Below are 15,147 nucleotides of genomic sequence, written 5' to 3'. Positions count from 1 at the left end.
AACGCACGCAGGCAGCGATGACCGGACGCCAACGATGGTGATCAGTGCAACGACGGTTTCGCTTCAGGTGCCGCTTTCTTGTTGAACTCGGTGAACAGCAACAGCGGTGCGACGCGCAGGTATTCCATGACTTCCATGTAATCGCTCTCGCCGTCTTCGGATTCTTCCAGGGTGTCTTGAATCTGCGCGATGGCGGCGAGGTCCTGCAGCACGTCCCTGGCGTCTTCGCTTAGCGACTGGCCACCGACCCGAGCAAACCCGTTGAGGAAACCCTGGCACCACTGACCCATTGCGGCCGTACGGGCCACCAGCGGTTCATCGTCACTGGGCAACAGCAACACGACGGTCATGTCGTCGCCGGTGAGTTCGTTTTTCACCATCTCCTGCAAGCCGATCAGGGCCTGACGGACGTTGGCCTCGGGCTCTGTTTCCAGCAGCAGGAGAGCATCGGCAATCCAGTCATCGGCGGAGAAGCCCGCGCCTGCGCAACTGCGGCCCAGCAACAGGCCCTGCAGTTCGGCAGGTGAGACAGGATGGCCGCTGCTGCTGAGCAGGGTGGCGAATGCGTTGTACGGGGAGTTCTGATTGGGCATGGGTAACTAGGCGCCAAGCGGCGCAATGTCTAGAATGAAGGCCTTGTATCGTAGCACCGGCAGACGCGCCCAAGCTATCCAGGCGATATCAGAGGCAGTTCCTGAGGCCAGCACCTGCACCACTCATCAGAAAACAAGTCAGTGGGAAACGATGGAAGACAACGATCTGCAAGCGCTGATGGCTCGACTGGAGTTATTGATCAATCGTGTCGAGCAACTAAAAACTCAAAATGGACTCCTATTAGCTCAGGAAAAAACCTGGCGCGAGGAACGCGCTCACCTCATTGAAAAAAACGAAATCGCCCGGCAAAAGGTCGAGTCCATGATTTCGCGCCTCAAGGCCCTGGAGCAAGACTCATGAGTAATGGCAACAGCATCACCGTGCAAATCCTCGACAAAGAGTATTCCATCATCTGTCCGCAGGAGGAACGCACCAATCTGGTCAGTGCCGCGCGTTACCTGGACGGCAAGATGCGCGAGATCCGCAGCAGCGGCAAAGTCATCGGCGCCGATCGAATCGCGGTGATGGCAGCGCTGAACATTACCCATGATCTTTTGCATAAACAGGAATTGCCTGAAGCCCCGGGCAACGGGTCAACGCGCGAGCAGGTGCGCGATCTTCTCGACCGCGTCGACCTGGCCCTTGCCATGGATGAGCCTAAAGCACAAGGCTGATTGTTCGAACATGTTTCGGTATACTGGGCTCCGCTCCCTGGAGTGCTTGCCAGTCGGTCATGTCCCTGAGCCGATACGCACAACCACGGGGGTTGCACGTTGGGGTTGGTGTGCATGTCCGCTCGACGGAAAGCCTTAAAACCTCCTGCAATCTCCACCTTGAACTTTCGGGTTCAAGGGCTACACCGACAGCGGTTCGTCGGGGAGTCTCGAATCTTCAACCCATTGCCAGGCGTCCTGTCTGGCGATGGGGATCGTGAATCACACCTGATCGCACGATCACATTCCAAACCTCATGGACCGCCTGCATGACTTCTTCTGGCGCTGCTTCCCTGAACGATCCTTCTTCGCCCTCTCGCCCTCAGTTACGCCGTCTGCTGCGCAAGGCTCGTCGCTCGCTCAGTCGCGCAGAACAGCGACGGGCGGCACAGGGTCTGTACCGACAGCTGGCGCAAAATCCCCTGTTTCGTCGCGCCCGGCATGTTTCTCTGTACCTTCCGATGGACGGTGAAATCGATCCGCGCCTGCTGCTGTGCGAAGCGCAGCGCCGAGGAAAAGCCACCTATTTGCCAGTGCTGAGCGCATGGCCGAGGACAAAGATGGTGTTTCAGCGGGTACGGCCACGGGACACATTTAAGCCCAATCGTTTTCGTATTCAGGAGCCTCACATCAACCCCAGGCAACAGCGCAAGATTTGGGCGCTGGACCTGATTCTGATGCCGTTGGTGGGATTCGACGACCAGGGCGGTCGCTTGGGCATGGGCGGTGGCTTCTACGACCGCAGCCTTGCGTATCGAGCACGTCGCAAAGCCTGGCAGAAACCGGTTTTACTGGGGTTGGCTCACGAATGTCAGAAGGTCGCAAAGCTGGCCGTGGCCAGTTGGGATGTGCCGTTGCAGGGAACGGTGTCGGATAAGCGTTGGTACATGGCGTAGCCAGAGGATTTGTGCAGCAGTCTCGCGTGCCGGTGGTCGAATCGCTACCACCGGCACGACACAATCAACGACGCCCTTGTTGGGGCTGTTGCTGGGTAATCTCAACCGGTGCATCCGGCTTGGCGGCCCACAGACTTTGTGCGTACCCGGTGGTGACAATGCCCAAGCCGAACAAAATAACCAAAATCCATAATAAATCCGGCTTGCGTTGCATTGATTACCCCTTTTGGCAAACAAAAAGCTGACGTCCGCGGCTTGTTTCTGTAGGCCGCGTAACGGTGTACCCCTTAAAATCCGCGCATTCTGCGATAACGCGAACCAACACGCAAATGCTGGCGTCAACCGACTGTCGGTTTGTCATAAAAGCGTAGGACAACTTGTCCAAAGCGCCTTCAGGAGCCCTGCACATGGCCTATTGGCTAATGAAATCCGAACCCGATGAGCTGTCCATCACCGACCTGCAGACACTTGGCCAAGCTCGCTGGGACGGCGTTCGCAACTACCAGGCGCGCAATTTCCTGCGTGCAATGGCCGTAGGTGACCAATTCTTTTTCTACCACTCCAGTTGCCCGGAGCCCGGCATCGCAGGCATCGGCAAAATCATCGAAGCCGCGTACCCCGATCCCACCGCAGTGGACAAAAAGAACCCCTACTTCGACGCCAAAGCGAGCACGGAAAAGAACCCCTGGAGTGCCATCGACGTGGCTTTCGTCGAAACATTCGCCAAAGTCCTAAGCTTGGGCTATCTGAAGCAACAAGCCGCGCTGGAGCAACTGCCACTGGTACAAAAAGGCAGCCGTCTTTCCGTCATGCCGGTAACGGCCGAGCAATGGGCAGCAGTGCTGAGATTGCGTTGAATCCAACGCTTATCTGTAGCAGTACGGCTTTGCGGCTGCAGTGGCGCCATCAAGACTGCCAACACCGGTAAACCGTGCGACGAAAGGTGTGCCACCGCCGCACAAGTCAGCGCAGAATCACTGCGCAATAAAGTTGTTGAACAGTAAATCCTCAACCACAGGCTTGCCAGTCTCCTGATTCAACACTTGCTGGGTTTGTTTCAACGCTTCCTGGCGCAGCTTCTCCTTGGCGTCGACATTGCCCATGCTGTCGATCGTCTGCTGGGTGAACAGCGCCACCAACTGATTACGGATCAGCGGCTCGTTCGCCTTGACCAGCTTCTGCGCTTCGGCACCGGTGACACGCAAGGCCACATCCGCCTTGTAGACATGCAGCTTGGGGCCGCCATCCAGCGCATAATTACCCACGAACGGCGGCGTCAGCGCCACATAGGACACCTGATTCGGGTCCTCCTTCTCGCCGCCCTCCTCGGCCATTGCCACGACAGGCATCGACAACGCCAACAACATCACAATCCACGCTTTCACAATCCACTCCTCAATCCGCTTCACGGCACAGCTTACTTCAGCTAATGCATACCTATCAGTGCGGGGCATGCTTATTGACCCCACACCCTCTCTACCTACACTTATCGGCCATCACAGGAAAAGGAATAGTCCGATGAAAGCCGTGCTCTGCAAAGCCTTCGGCCCCGCCGAAAACCTGGTGCTGGAAGACATCCCCGCGCCAGAACCGAAGAAAAACGAAATACTGCTGAACGTGCACGCCGCAGGGGTTAATTTTCCCGACACCCTCATCATCGAAGGCAAATACCAGTTCAAACCGCCCTTCCCGTTTTCTCCAGGCGGCGAAGCCTCAGGCGTCGTCGCGGCAGTGGGCGAGAAAGTCAGCCATCTTAAAGTAGGCGACCGGGTGATCGCCCTCACCGGCTGGGGCAGCTTCGCCGAGCAAGTCGCCGTCGCCGGCTACAACGTGCTGCCAATTCCCGAGGCGATGGACTTCACCACCGCGGCCGCTTTCAGCATGACTTATGGCACGTCCATGCACGCCCTCAAACAACGCGCCAACCTGCAGCCCGGCGAAACGCTGCTGGTGCTTGGCGCCTCCGGCGGCGTTGGCCTGGCAGCCGTTGAAATCGGCAAAGCAATGGGCGCCCGCGTCATCGCCGCTGCCAGCAGCGCCGATAAGCTGGAAGTTGCCAGGAACGCCGGCGCCGACGAGCTCATCAACTACAGCGAAACGCACCTCAAGGACGAAATCAAACGCCTGACCAACGGCATCGGCGTCGACGTCATCTACGACCCCGTCGGCGGTGATCTCTTCGACCAGGCCATTCGCTCTATTGGCTGGAACGGCCGCCTCCTCGTCGTCGGCTTCGCCAGCGGCCGTATTCCCGAACTGCCGGTAAACCTTGCGCTATTGAAAGGCGCATCGGTGATTGGCGTTTTCTGGGGGTCGTTTGCACAGCGTCAGCCGCAGGACAATGCGGCGAACTTTCAGCAGCTGTTTACATGGTTTGCCGAAGGGAAGTTGAAGCCACTGGTGTCGAAGGTTTATCCGCTGGAACAGGCGGGTGAAGCGATTGAATCGCTGGAACAGAGGAAGGCGGTTGGGAAAGTGGTGGTGGGCATTAAATAATTTAACTCCATTATTTTACATGACGCCCGTCGCAATGGCGGGCTTTTTTATCGCACACATGTGATTCCCCGCTATTCCCCTTACTCATTCAGTACCCGCGTATAGCACAGCAACCATAAAAAAAATAATATTTATATATCTGGTGTTTGCACAAAACTCCTATTGATTGAATGCCATACAGCTAACAAGGAGAAACTGTCTGGCCACACGTAACAGACGACAAATTAATTACTACCCCGACAGTACTACGGGCACCGTTAACATCACCCACGGCAGCCCTCACCGCCCAAGTAACAATGGCTTTTTTGGCAGTGGATTTACCAATACCACTAGTAGCAAATCCAGCAAAAAGCGGCGCCGACGCAGAGAGGAAGCTGAAAGGCGTCGACGTGAGGAGGAGGCACAAGCGCGAGCGGAAGCTCAGGCGGCAGCGGAAGCCCAAGCAAGAGCTCAAGCGCAACTTCAAGCCGAAGCAAACGCACGCGTCCAAGCGGAGGCGCATGCGCGGGCCCAGGCCGCTGCAGTTGAAGCTCAAGCTCAAGCTCAAGCCAAAGCAGAACGGGAGCGTATGATCGCGGCTCACCAGCATGCATTAGAAACGCTTTCTCATTCACAGACCGCAACGAAGGCAGAACTGGATCAGAAACATATTGATGCGGTGGCAACGCTACCTACGGCATTGGCGACGGACGCACAATTTGCGACAGACTTGAATGGGTTATCGGGCAAGCCGCTGCTAGACGCGATTATTCATGAAAAAGCTCATATCAATTACCTGATTTCCCAACGCTCAGACCTTTCAAATCAAAAACGTCAAACAGCGTACGCCTTTGCAAATCAAGATCCACTAGAGATCACTGGCGAACAATATAAAGCGATCTTGGGGTCGCGGAGTGTAAACGCAGAACAAGCGCATCAAGTACATCGAGCCTGGACACAGGCCTACAAAGATGCCCTTGAGGCAAATCTGCACATCCGTGCCTCGGAACATCTTGGTCACTTGTCAGACACGCTCACAAATCGATATGCAGAGCAGTCCAACTCGTTAGACCGTGAGTCTGAGCGCGCGGCACTCAAGCATCTAGCTGAAGCCAATCGTTTTGGTCGGTCGTTGCCGGACCTACTGCACCTGGTCACGAACTGCCTTCTATTGGGCAAAAAGCGAAAGCTCTCGCAGAAAAGCTATTCACCCAGCAAGCCTCCAAGTTATTGGGTCGAGCGTTGCCTCATTTGGCTTTGCTGTATCCGACTGAGGTAGCTGACGGCGAGATGGGGCCTTCGATCCTCGCGACAGCGGCATCTGGGCTGGGCGTGGCGAAGAATGTAGATCTCGGTTTTATCGCGAGCCGCAATGGGACCATCGACGTCACGCATCGCATGAGCGTTGAGGAAAAGGAGGGAGCGCTAACCACTGCTTGGGCCTTAACTGATGGCGTTTCTGTAGGAGCGAAAGTTCCTGTTCGGTCGTTTGTATATAACCCCGGCACGAGCGGGTATGAGTTCACTCGTGACGGCGATACGAAACCGACTCTGATCTGGACGCCAAGCGTCACGCCAGGGAATAGCTCTACCTCTCTTCCGAGCGAAAATCCGGGCGTAAATCAATTTTCCGGAACCCCGTTAACGCCTGCGTTGGAAACTCTGGGGAATTATCCAACTTACGACATTGAGGAAGTTGAAGATTACGTGCTGGTATTCCCGGATGAATCGGGGCTTGATCCAGTTTATGTAATGTTCAAAAGCCCCAGATATTTGCCTGGGGTAGTGAGTGGTTTCGGTGGTCCTATCGACTCAAACTGGGAAAACGCTGCGTCTAAGGGCCTAGGTTCGCCGATACCGTCGGCGGTGGCAGATGCGCTTCGAGGTAAAAATTATTCTCAATTCCAAAGCTTGAGAAAAGCGGTCTGGAGAGAAATGTCAAAGCTTCCGGAGATTACTCAACATATGAATGAAAAAAACATTGCCCTTATCCAGAGCGGCAAATCTCCGATCGTTCCAAAAAAGGAGCGCAAAGGTAATCGTATTAGGTATGAAATTCATCACAAAGCCCCGATCTCCAAAGGAGGTGCGGTCTACGGAATAGATAATATGGTGTTCAGCACGCCAGCAAATCATGACAATACCCACAAAGATCTACGTCAAATGGGAGATAACCAATGAATGACTCAGTTATCCAACAAATGACAGAGGAAAGTTTTCTGGAACTGGTGAAAGAAATTTGCTCCGCCGAGCATATGACTGAGCGGCAACATACCAGAGCGATTTTAGAATTCGAGAGGCTGAGCGAGCATCCTGATGGGTCAGATCTTATTTATTACCCGAAACCTTCTTCAGACAATTCACCAGAAGGTATCGTCAAAACAATCAAAGAATGGCGTGCAGCAAACGGCAAATCTGGGTTCAAGCCTGAAGATAATTAACCTGAACGCATCCTGCTTACGCTCATAAACAAGGAAGTCTCACTCATGCTCGAAGTCATTCATCAGCTCAATCAACTACCCAATGCTATTCGCTCCGAATTGATTGCCCAAGTTGGACATACCGCCGGGATGGGGCCTCTCCAGCTGGTTGCCCATCACCGGGCGGTTGCTCAAAATCTAATCGTCCAGAAGCGCTCTCGGTATGAACCTCTTGCGCCGCACGGTGAGATGGCCAGCCTGATTCTCGACATGCTACAGGGCAGTGATCTTAGCTTTGTCAGCGGACCGACTCACCAACCATTTCCACGTTGGGTCACCCACGAGATAGTCAACCATTTGCAGGTATTTATAAGAAACCTTGTCTCCGTTCAAACCAGACTTGAGCAAGAGGCGCATCAGCTCGCGATAGAGGCCGCGCACCAGCAGGCCCAACGCCAAGCAGAAGAAGCTGCTCGCCAACTGGCACAACGTCAAGCCGAAGAGGCAGCGCAGTTAGCAGCCCGTCAGCTTGCCGAGCAACAGGCTTATGCAGCGGCGCAAGCCTTGGCGGAACAAAAGGCACAAGCAGCTGCAATCCAGGCAGCGCGACTCGCGCTGGAGTTGGCTCCTGTAGTGACGCCTCGACCGCTTGAAACGGCACTCAGCACCGAACACTCGCTGAGTGACACTCTCTCGGAAACCGGGCCAGCACGTAAAGTTGTGTTCATTCCCGGCCCCGCAGCGACGGGAGAAATCGACCGTGCGACATTGGTTCTCAAACAAAGCATCGATTCGGCAGTAACTCTCTACGCCTCGACGATCGCTCCGTATTTGAACACAACCGAGACATCTGCCACGACGGCCCGCTAACGCTACGCTGGCAGGAAATCCATTCCAAAAAGGCAGATCAACGATCTGCCTTCCATACGTAATCGGTTATTGCTGTTGGCGGTTCCAGGCAAAGCGTCAGCTGTACTCGTACATTAGTCGGACCGCTTGGCAATGCCTGCAGACATAGCGGTAGAAGACAAGATCCTCATTCGGCTCATAGTCACGAAATACCGAAATCCAATGCGCTCGGTATTCTTCCTGGCCCTTCATAAATGCTTCGAACGTATCAGCACTCGCATTCCGAACGTCCTCAGCAGTCGCATCGCCATGAAACTCGCATGCGTCGGAGCAGTGATGCAGCCATACCACTTCTTGCCAAGAGCTGTAACCTGGCGTTCGCTCACTCAACTCCCTCACCACTGACGCAGGCACGCCATGTTCGATCAATGAATCCACCTGATTAAACGAACCATGAAATTTTGCGGCGGCATTACCATCTGCGATGCACCATGGACATAGAAGAATCTCGTCGTCATGTTCAGCATAAACACCACCTCGATAAACGTATCCCCTGGCGCGCTTACAGCAGTCGCAGACCTCGTCACTTGCCTGAATGGCGCCTGTTAAAATTGGATCACGGTGATAGCGGAATATCGGAAAACTGTCTTGCATGAACTTCTTCACCCATCTCAATAAATACGTTCGCAAATCTCAGTACTTCAACCCCCTGATCGCCAGATCAGAGCATCCCTCGAAGCCTTTCCGACAGCACATCCCGATAACGCCTATCCGGCTGCGCCCTGCACGCCGCGACAATCTCCGGGACAGCGGCGACCAACGCATGCCCCGTCTCCTCTCTTTGCTCGTCAGTCATCTTCAGCCGGGTCGCCGATCTCGCCAGCACCTTGAAGGTGTAGGCGAAGTAATGCATGTCGACCCACACCCGATCAGGTGAATGAGCCTGGAAGTCGGCCAGCGCGTTGTTGAACATTGAACAGGAAACCCATCGCACCCGCTGGCGAATCCAGCGATGGGGTTCATTTCCTTCTTCGGTGTGAGTGAAATAGAGTTCTTGCCTAACTCCCCCGACATCAGGCATGCCCGGCGCCAGCTGCCAGGGTTTCACACGCCAGTGCGTAACCGCTCGCACGGCTGACTGGGCGAATTTAAGGTGCGAGCTGTCGACGACTTTGACGTTAGTGATTGGGCCATCGCTGTGGGCACTGAACTCAATGATTGCCACGCCCGAGACCCCGTTTTCATACAGCGAGCGCGGATAGCGAGGGGCTGATTGCAGCTCGTAGTCCAGTTCGTTCGATACAGCCTCTGAAGGGCCTATCAACAGCAATAGAAGGCTTAATAAAAACGTCTTCACCAAATCACTCCGTTCATTTCTTGAGCAGTCCTTTAAGGCGGGCTGACTTGGGTCCAGCTCAGCGCGCTTCGAACATCCCTGGGCAGAAACTCGGCAAATCACTGCTGTGGATAAATCTGGCATTGCGCAACAACTGCTGGGATCGCGTCATTCATTTGCCGAAACAAGTCTTTGCGAGTGGCAGGAGTCGGTACCTAAACCCTCACAAAATGGCTGTTCAGAGATTCGAAGGTGTAAGCGAACAGATCGACGTCCCTGAGGGGCGCTTTCGGATAATCCTGCCGACTGAAGGCCACTTCCTGATTGAGATAGGCACAGGGGGCGTTCTCCAGCCCCACGGCGATGTCAGGGGAAAACGCCTCGCGGCCCTGGCTGCCAAACCGCACAAGCAGCATCACTTCGGTTTTCGGGGGCTGCGTCTCGGAGGGCTCCCAAGGCTTGAATCGCCATCGCTCATTGACCTGCCTGACAGACCGCGCAAGGTCGGGATGAGAGCGTTCCACAGGCCGGATGCCGAGAATGGCGCCGTAGCTGTCAACTGTAAGGTAAACGCGCACCTTGCCCGGGTACTCAGCACGCAGTAGGTGTCCGGGGTAAGCAGGAGCAGGCGAAGTGACAGGCACCGGCCAACCTTCAGGCTGCATTTGGGAAGGAAAAAGCAGCGACCAGATGAACGCGAAGATTTCCAACCTGAACCCCCTAAGCCGACGTATCGATGGCGGCGATGGTATGGCCTGGATCACGCAGCGGTAACGTGATCAATTCTTACTCTCATATAGGACGCTTCTGAATCGAGCAACTAGCAAATACACATTCACGCCATGTTCGTAATCCAACACGCAAAATCGCCTGAATCTGGCATTTTGAGCGACGAGAACCCTTCCTATTTTCTGTAACGAAAATGTAATATTCGGATTCGCATAACAATATAAAAATCTGGAGTGTCTCGATGTTTGCCTTTTTCAAACCTGCCGCGCATCAGGCACCGTTGCCTGCCGAGCGTGTCGATAGCACTTACCGCCGCCTGCGCTGGCAGATTTTCGCCGGTATTTTCTTCGGTTATGCCGGCTACTACCTGCTGCGCAAGAACTTCTCGCTGGCCATGCCGTACCTGATTGATCAGGGCTATACACGGGGTGAGTTGGGCGTGGCGATTTCGGCGATTGCCATTGCGTACGGTCTCTCGAAATTTCTGATGGGGCTGGTGTCGGATCGCTCCAATCCACGTTATTTCCTACCGTTCGGTCTGTTGGTCTCGGCCGCGACGATGTTCGTGTTCGGTTTCGCGCCTTGGGCGACGTCGAGCGTGACCATCATGTTTATCCTGCTGTTCATCAACGGCTGGGCTCAGGGCATGGGTTGGCCGCCGAGCGGGCGGACGATGGTGCATTGGTGGTCGCAGAAGGAGCGTGGCGGCGTGGTGTCGGTGTGGAACGTGGCGCATAACGTCGGCGGTGGCCTGATAGGCCCGCTGTTCCTGTTGGGCCTGGGCTGGACCAACGACTGGCACGCCGCGTTTTACGTGCCTGCGGCGGTCGCGCTGTTCGTCGCCCTGTTTGCGTTCATCACCATGCGCGATACCCCGCAATCGGTGGGGCTGCCGCCGGTGGAGGAGTACAAGAACGATTATCCGGAAGGCTACGATGCGAGCCATGAAGAAGAATTCAGCGCTAAGGAAATCTTCGTCAAATATGTGCTGCGCAACAAGATGCTCTGGTACATCGCGCTGGCGAACGTCTTCGTTTACCTGCTGCGTTATGGCGTGCTGGATTGGGCACCGACCTATTTGAAGGAAGCCAAGCACTTCAATGTTGATACCACGTCGTGGGCCTATTTCTTCTATGAGTGGGCAGGCATTCCAGGCACGTTGCTGTGCGGCTGGATGTCGGACAAGATTTTCCGCGGCAACCGTGGTCTGACCGGCATTGTGTTCATGCTGCTGGTGACCGTGGCGACGCTGGTGTACTGGCTCAATCCACCGGGTAACCCGACGATCGACATGATCGCGCTGATCTCAATTGGCTTCCTGATTTATGGCCCGGTGATGCTGGTCGGTTTGCAAGCGCTTGAGCTGGCGCCCAAGAAGGCAGCGGGTACGGCTGCGGGTTTCACGGGGCTGTTCGGCTATCTGGGTGGCTCGGTCGCAGCGAGCGCGCTGATGGGCTACACCGTCGATCATTTCGGCTGGGATGGCGGCTTTGTGATTCTGGTCGCAGCGTGCGTGCTGTCGATCGTGTTCCTGGCGCCGACGCTGCGGCATACGCGCGTGGCGAGTCAGTCTCGGTAGCACCTAGCAGCGCGCGAGCGCAACATGCCGGCTCCTGCAGGACTAGACTCCGATGTCTGTAGGGGCCGACTTATTGGCGAAACGGTGATTCAGGTGAATCAGTGCGCTTGACCCACCGCTTTCGCTGCCGCCGTAACCTCCGGCGTCTTCTACAAGAGTCTCGTCATCAAAACCTGTGATCGACACTCTCCGGTGCTACGGTCTCATGGTGGCGTCAAACCGCCAATAAGATTGGCTTACAGCGCTTGAACCGCTCCTCCAGACTTACATCCGGCATTGCATGGTTACGCAGTGCATGAATTGTCTGTTCGACGTATTCGCGAGTGGTGCCGTAGCGACCGCTGGCACTGGCCAGCACTTGGGTCAGGACACTGTCAGGCAGATTTCCGGCGTAGCTGGGTAGGTGCCGCTCTAGCACGAAGCCTAAGGCCTGGACTTTGCTGCCATCTTCGAGTCGGCAGCTGAGCCAGTGTGGGCGATAGGAAGGGAACGGCATTTCTCGTTCCCACAACGCCAGCAAGGACGCTTGGATGTTTTCTTCTGGAAGACGATAGGCGAAACCGCTGCAGGAGCCGCCGCGATCCAGGCCAAAGACCAAGCCTGGCTGCTCGGGCGTGCCGCGGTGTTCGTGGGACCACAGATAAAGGCCCCTGTGATAGCCGTGCACTCGACCGCGCTGACGCTCTACGGCGGAGCATTCGGGGCGCCATATAAGCGAACCATAGGCGAACAGCCAGACAGGGCCGCCATTGTGCCGGCTCATGGTGGCGTGCATCGAAGCGAGGAGTTGTTCACGGGTCAGCTTCGGCCCAAGGTCGATAACGGGTGGGTAAGACAGGCCTAGACCGTCGTGTACGGCTTCCACCAAGCTATTGATTTGACTCTCCATCTGGCTCCCTCACTGGCAGATAGGATGCCAGCGCAGTGCTGAATACTTTCAAAGCGGCTCGGGCAACAGTGGATCAACACTTTGTCACCAATACGAGCAACGTGCGGATCGAAGCGCCTTAAAACAGACCCTGCACGTATTCTGATGCAATTAGCTCTCCACCACTCTCGTCATCGGGCGAACGGTCAGCCACGCGGTGCGTAGGCGAAAACGTCGGCGCGCATCTGGTGGGCATCCATACCAGCGACGACCAAGGCGTCCAATGTGGAATAGACCATCGCGGGGGATCCGCTGGCGTAAACATGAATCGATTTCAGATCCGCAAAGTCTTCACACACCGCTTCATGCAACATTCCGCAGCGACCTTCCCAGCCGCACAGATCGCTGACGATTTTGTGCAGGTACAGGTTGGGCAGGGTCTTCCACTCGTCCCAGTGCTTGAGTTCGTAGAAATCCTCGGGGCGGCGAACGCCCCAGTACACGTGCACCGGGTACGGGAAGCCTTTGGAGCGGCAATGCTCGATCAGGCTGTGCATCTGGCCCATGCCAGTGCCCGCCGCGATCAATACCAGCGGACCGTCAGGCAGCTCACCCAGGTGCGTGTCGCCAAACGGCAATTCGACACGTGCCATGCCCTCGCGCTGCAGCTGTTTGATCAGGTTTTGCGCACTGGCTTCGCGGGCCAGCACGTGGAATTCCAGATCGCGGCCGCTTTCCGGGGCGGAGGCCATCGAGAAGGCGGATTTCTCGCCGTCATCGCGATTGATCATCAGGTACTGACCGGCGTGGTAGCGCGGCGGCTTGCCGGCCGGGGCACGCAATGTCACGCGCCAGACGTCGCCGCCGACTTCGGCACACTCGAGAACCTGACAAGCGAACGTGCGCACCGGCAGATCTCCCAGAGGCAAGACGCTGTCCCACAGCACCACGCAGTCCTCCTGCGGCACGGCCAGGCAGGTGTAGATTTCCCCATGGCCCTTGACCTCGCCCGCCTGCTCGACACTGCCTTCAACCAGCAGCGCTGAGCAGATATGGCAATTGCCGTTGCGACAGCTTTGCGGGCATTCGTAGCCCAGGCGCTGGGCGGCATCGAGAATCCGCTCGCCTGGCAAGGTTTGAAGTACTGCGCCTGATGGCTGCAAGGTTACGCGCATCAATCTATTCCCAACTGATGCCAGATATCGTCGATCCGGCGAGTGACGGCTTCGTCCTTGACGATGGCGCGACCCCATTCACGGGTGGTCTCGCCCGGCCATTTATGTGTGGCATCAAGCCCCATCTTCGAGCCCAGCCCTGAGACCGGCGAGGCGAAGTCGAGGTAATCGATTGGCGTATTGTCGATCATTACCGTATCGCGCTTGGGGTCCATGCGCGTGGTGATCGCCCAGATGACGTCGTTCCAGTCCCGGGCATTGATGTCGTCGTCGGTGACGATAACGAACTTGGTGTACATGAATTGTCGCAAGAACGACCAGACACCCAGCATCACGCGCTTCGCGTGGCCCGGGTACTGCTTCTTCATGGTCACCACCGCCATGCGGTACGAGCAGCCCTCCGGCGGCAGGTAGAAGTCGGTGATCTCCGGAAACTGCTTCTGCAGGATGGGTACAAACACCTCGTTCAGCGCCACGCCCAGGATCGCAGGCTCATCCGGCGGACGCCCGGTATAGGTGCTGTGATAGATCGGCTTGATGCGGTGCGTAATGCGCTGGACGGTGAAGACCGGGAAGCTATCGACTTCGTTGTAATAGCCGGTGTGATCGCCATATGGCCCTTCATCGGCCATTTCGCCCGGATGAATGACACCTTCCAGAACAATTTCCGCACTCGACGGCACTTGCAGGTCGTTACCACGGCACTTGATCAGCTCGGTGCGGTTGCCCCGCAGCAGACCAGCGAAGGCGTACTCGGAAAGGCTGTCGGGGACCGGCGTGACCGCGCCAAGAATCGTCGCAGGGTCAGCACCCAGCGCCACGGAAACCGGGAATGGCTGGCCAGGATGTTTGTCGCACCATTCCTTGTAATCCAGTGCGCCGCCGCGGTGGCTTAGCCAACGCATGATGACTTTATTGCGACCGATGACCTGTTGGCGATAGATGCCCAGGTTCTGGCGTTCCTTGTTCGGGCCTTTGGTGACGGTCAGGCCCCATGTGATCAGCGGGCCGACATCGCCCGGCCAGCAGGTCTGCACAGGCAGCATGCCCAGATCGACGTCATCGCCTTCTATTACAACTTCCTGGCACGGTGCGTCCCTCACCACTTTCGGGGCCATGGCGATGACTTTCTTGAAGATCGGCAGCTTGGACCAAGCGTCTTTCAGGCCTTTTGGTGGCTCGGGCTCTTTGAGAAAGGCCAGCAACTTGCCAATCTCGCGCAGCTCTTCGGTTGACTCGGCGCCCATGCCCATAGCCACGCGTTCCGGCGTGCCGAACAGGTTGCCCAAGACCGGGATATCAAAGCCCGTCGGGTTTTCGAACAGCAAGGCGGGACCCTTGTTGCGCAGGGTCCGGTCGCACACTTCGGTCATCTCCAGCACCGGGGAGATGGGCACCTGAATGCGTTTCAACTCTCCGCGCTGCTCAAGCTGCTGCACGAAATCCCGTAGATCCTTGAATTTCATTAACCCGGCCACTTAACAAATAGATGCACATCCTACCTGCTATGACG

General features: G+C 56.3%; 19 protein-coding genes and 1 other RNA gene. 11 read left to right on the top strand and 9 right to left on the bottom strand.

Annotated elements, in window-relative coordinates; genetic code table 11:
* Positions 1-41 precede the first annotated feature (41 nt).
* Positions 42-593 carry a YecA family protein gene (locus B3I26_RS22440; RefSeq protein WP_296260897.1) on the bottom strand — a complete coding sequence of 184 codons (552 nt, stop codon included), beginning with the start codon at positions 591-593 and terminating at the stop codon, positions 42-44.
* Between the two features lie 151 nt (positions 594-744).
* On the opposite strand from B3I26_RS22440, the gene B3I26_RS22435 reads away from it, so the two are divergent.
* The 4 genes from B3I26_RS22435 to B3I26_RS22420 all read left to right on the top strand — a co-directional run bounded on the left by B3I26_RS22435 (position 745) and on the right by B3I26_RS22420 (position 2,203).
* Positions 745-954 carry a TIGR02449 family protein gene (locus B3I26_RS22435; RefSeq protein WP_296260963.1) on the top strand — a complete coding sequence of 70 codons (210 nt, stop codon included), beginning with the start codon at positions 745-747 and terminating at the stop codon, positions 952-954.
* Positions 951-1,268, top strand: a complete 318-nt coding sequence (locus B3I26_RS22430) for a cell division protein ZapA (protein ID WP_296260895.1) — start codon at positions 951-953, stop codon at positions 1,266-1,268. Before B3I26_RS22435 ends, B3I26_RS22430 begins: the two co-directional genes overlap by 4 nt.
* A 31-nt stretch (positions 1,269-1,299) precedes the next feature.
* Positions 1,300-1,478, top strand: a non-coding RNA gene (gene ssrS / locus B3I26_RS22425) — 6S RNA.
* 98 nt (positions 1,479-1,576) lie between these two features.
* Entirely contained in the window at positions 1,577-2,203 is a 627-nt protein-coding gene (locus B3I26_RS22420) for a 5-formyltetrahydrofolate cyclo-ligase (protein WP_296260894.1), read from the top strand.
* Between the two features lie 64 nt (positions 2,204-2,267).
* Here B3I26_RS22420 and B3I26_RS22415 read toward each other — a convergent pair whose 3' ends face one another.
* Positions 2,268-2,417 carry a hypothetical protein gene (locus tag B3I26_RS22415; RefSeq protein WP_296260893.1) on the bottom strand — a complete coding sequence of 50 codons (150 nt, stop codon included), beginning with the start codon at positions 2,415-2,417 and terminating at the stop codon, positions 2,268-2,270.
* A gap of 193 nt (positions 2,418-2,610) precedes the next feature.
* On the opposite strand from B3I26_RS22415, the gene B3I26_RS22410 reads away from it, so the two are divergent.
* Complete coding sequence (locus B3I26_RS22410) at positions 2,611-3,060, top strand: EVE domain-containing protein (RefSeq protein WP_296260892.1); 450 nt, start codon at positions 2,611-2,613, stop codon at positions 3,058-3,060.
* Positions 3,061-3,177: 117 nt separating this feature from the next.
* On the opposite strand, the gene B3I26_RS22405 is transcribed toward B3I26_RS22410, so the two are convergent.
* Positions 3,178-3,588, bottom strand: coding sequence for a flagellar basal body-associated protein FliL (locus tag B3I26_RS22405; protein ID WP_296260891.1), 411 nt, complete (start codon positions 3,586-3,588; stop codon positions 3,178-3,180).
* A gap of 133 nt (positions 3,589-3,721) precedes the next feature.
* Between B3I26_RS22405 and B3I26_RS22400 the strand changes: the two genes are divergently transcribed.
* From B3I26_RS22400 to B3I26_RS22380, 5 genes are all read left to right on the top strand, one after another.
* Positions 3,722-4,699: an NADPH:quinone oxidoreductase family protein gene (locus tag B3I26_RS22400; protein ID WP_296260890.1), complete on the top strand. Its 978-nt coding sequence runs from the start codon at positions 3,722-3,724 to the stop codon at positions 4,697-4,699.
* A gap of 166 nt (positions 4,700-4,865) precedes the next feature.
* A complete protein-coding gene (locus B3I26_RS22395; RefSeq protein ID WP_296260889.1) occupies positions 4,866-5,957 on the top strand; it encodes a hypothetical protein in 1,092 nt (363 codons plus the stop codon).
* Entirely contained in the window at positions 5,930-6,859 is a 930-nt protein-coding gene (locus B3I26_RS22390) for an S-type pyocin domain-containing protein (RefSeq protein WP_296260888.1), read from the top strand. Before B3I26_RS22395 ends, B3I26_RS22390 begins: the two co-directional genes overlap by 28 nt.
* Positions 6,856-7,119 carry a bacteriocin immunity protein gene (locus B3I26_RS22385; RefSeq protein ID WP_296260887.1) on the top strand — a complete coding sequence of 88 codons (264 nt, stop codon included), beginning with the start codon at positions 6,856-6,858 and terminating at the stop codon, positions 7,117-7,119. The genes B3I26_RS22390 and B3I26_RS22385 overlap by 4 nt, the downstream gene beginning before the upstream one ends.
* Before the next feature lie 45 nt (positions 7,120-7,164).
* Positions 7,165-7,968 (top strand): hypothetical protein, encoded by an 804-nt coding sequence (locus B3I26_RS22380; protein WP_296260885.1) that lies wholly within the window; start codon positions 7,165-7,167, stop codon positions 7,966-7,968.
* Positions 7,969-8,064: 96 nt separating this feature from the next.
* On the opposite strand, the gene B3I26_RS22375 is transcribed toward B3I26_RS22380, so the two are convergent.
* From B3I26_RS22375 to B3I26_RS22365, 3 genes are all read right to left on the bottom strand, one after another.
* The gene (locus B3I26_RS22375) at positions 8,065-8,601 is read right to left on the bottom strand and encodes a CbrC family protein (protein ID WP_296260883.1); all 537 of its coding nucleotides are present in this window, start codon (positions 8,599-8,601) and stop codon (positions 8,065-8,067) included.
* A 67-nt stretch (positions 8,602-8,668) separates the two neighbouring features.
* The gene (locus tag B3I26_RS22370) at positions 8,669-9,427 is read right to left on the bottom strand and encodes an energy transducer TonB (RefSeq protein WP_296260882.1); all 759 of its coding nucleotides are present in this window, start codon (positions 9,425-9,427) and stop codon (positions 8,669-8,671) included.
* Positions 9,428-9,498: 71 nt separating this feature from the next.
* Positions 9,499-9,927, bottom strand: coding sequence for an energy transducer TonB (locus B3I26_RS22365; RefSeq protein ID WP_296260879.1), 429 nt, complete (start codon positions 9,925-9,927; stop codon positions 9,499-9,501).
* Between the two features lie 326 nt (positions 9,928-10,253).
* On the opposite strand from B3I26_RS22365, the gene glpT reads away from it, so the two are divergent.
* Entirely contained in the window at positions 10,254-11,591 is a 1,338-nt protein-coding gene (gene glpT, locus B3I26_RS22360) for a glycerol-3-phosphate transporter (RefSeq protein ID WP_296260877.1), read from the top strand.
* Positions 11,592-11,805: 214 nt separating this feature from the next.
* On the opposite strand, the gene B3I26_RS22355 is transcribed toward glpT, so the two are convergent.
* From B3I26_RS22355 to ubiD, 3 genes are all read right to left on the bottom strand, one after another.
* On the bottom strand, positions 11,806-12,480 hold the full coding sequence (locus B3I26_RS22355) for a gamma-glutamylcyclotransferase (protein WP_296260876.1): 675 nt from the start codon (positions 12,478-12,480) through the stop codon (positions 11,806-11,808).
* Between the two features lie 185 nt (positions 12,481-12,665).
* Positions 12,666-13,634 carry a CDP-6-deoxy-delta-3,4-glucoseen reductase gene (locus B3I26_RS22350; RefSeq protein ID WP_296260875.1) on the bottom strand — a complete coding sequence of 323 codons (969 nt, stop codon included), beginning with the start codon at positions 13,632-13,634 and terminating at the stop codon, positions 12,666-12,668.
* Positions 13,634-15,100 (bottom strand): 4-hydroxy-3-polyprenylbenzoate decarboxylase, encoded by a 1,467-nt coding sequence (gene ubiD / locus B3I26_RS22345; RefSeq protein ID WP_296260872.1) that lies wholly within the window; start codon positions 15,098-15,100, stop codon positions 13,634-13,636. Before ubiD ends, B3I26_RS22350 begins: the two co-directional genes overlap by 1 nt.
* Between the last annotated feature and the right edge of the window lie 47 nt (positions 15,101-15,147).

Source organism: Pseudomonas sp. UBA5706 (assembly GCF_002419965.1).
In the GTDB taxonomy this organism is placed as follows: Bacteria; Pseudomonadota; Gammaproteobacteria; order Pseudomonadales; family Pseudomonadaceae; genus Aquipseudomonas.
The sequence above is the reverse complement of the archived record's forward strand: the minus strand, read 5'-3'. Positions and strand labels throughout refer to the sequence as shown.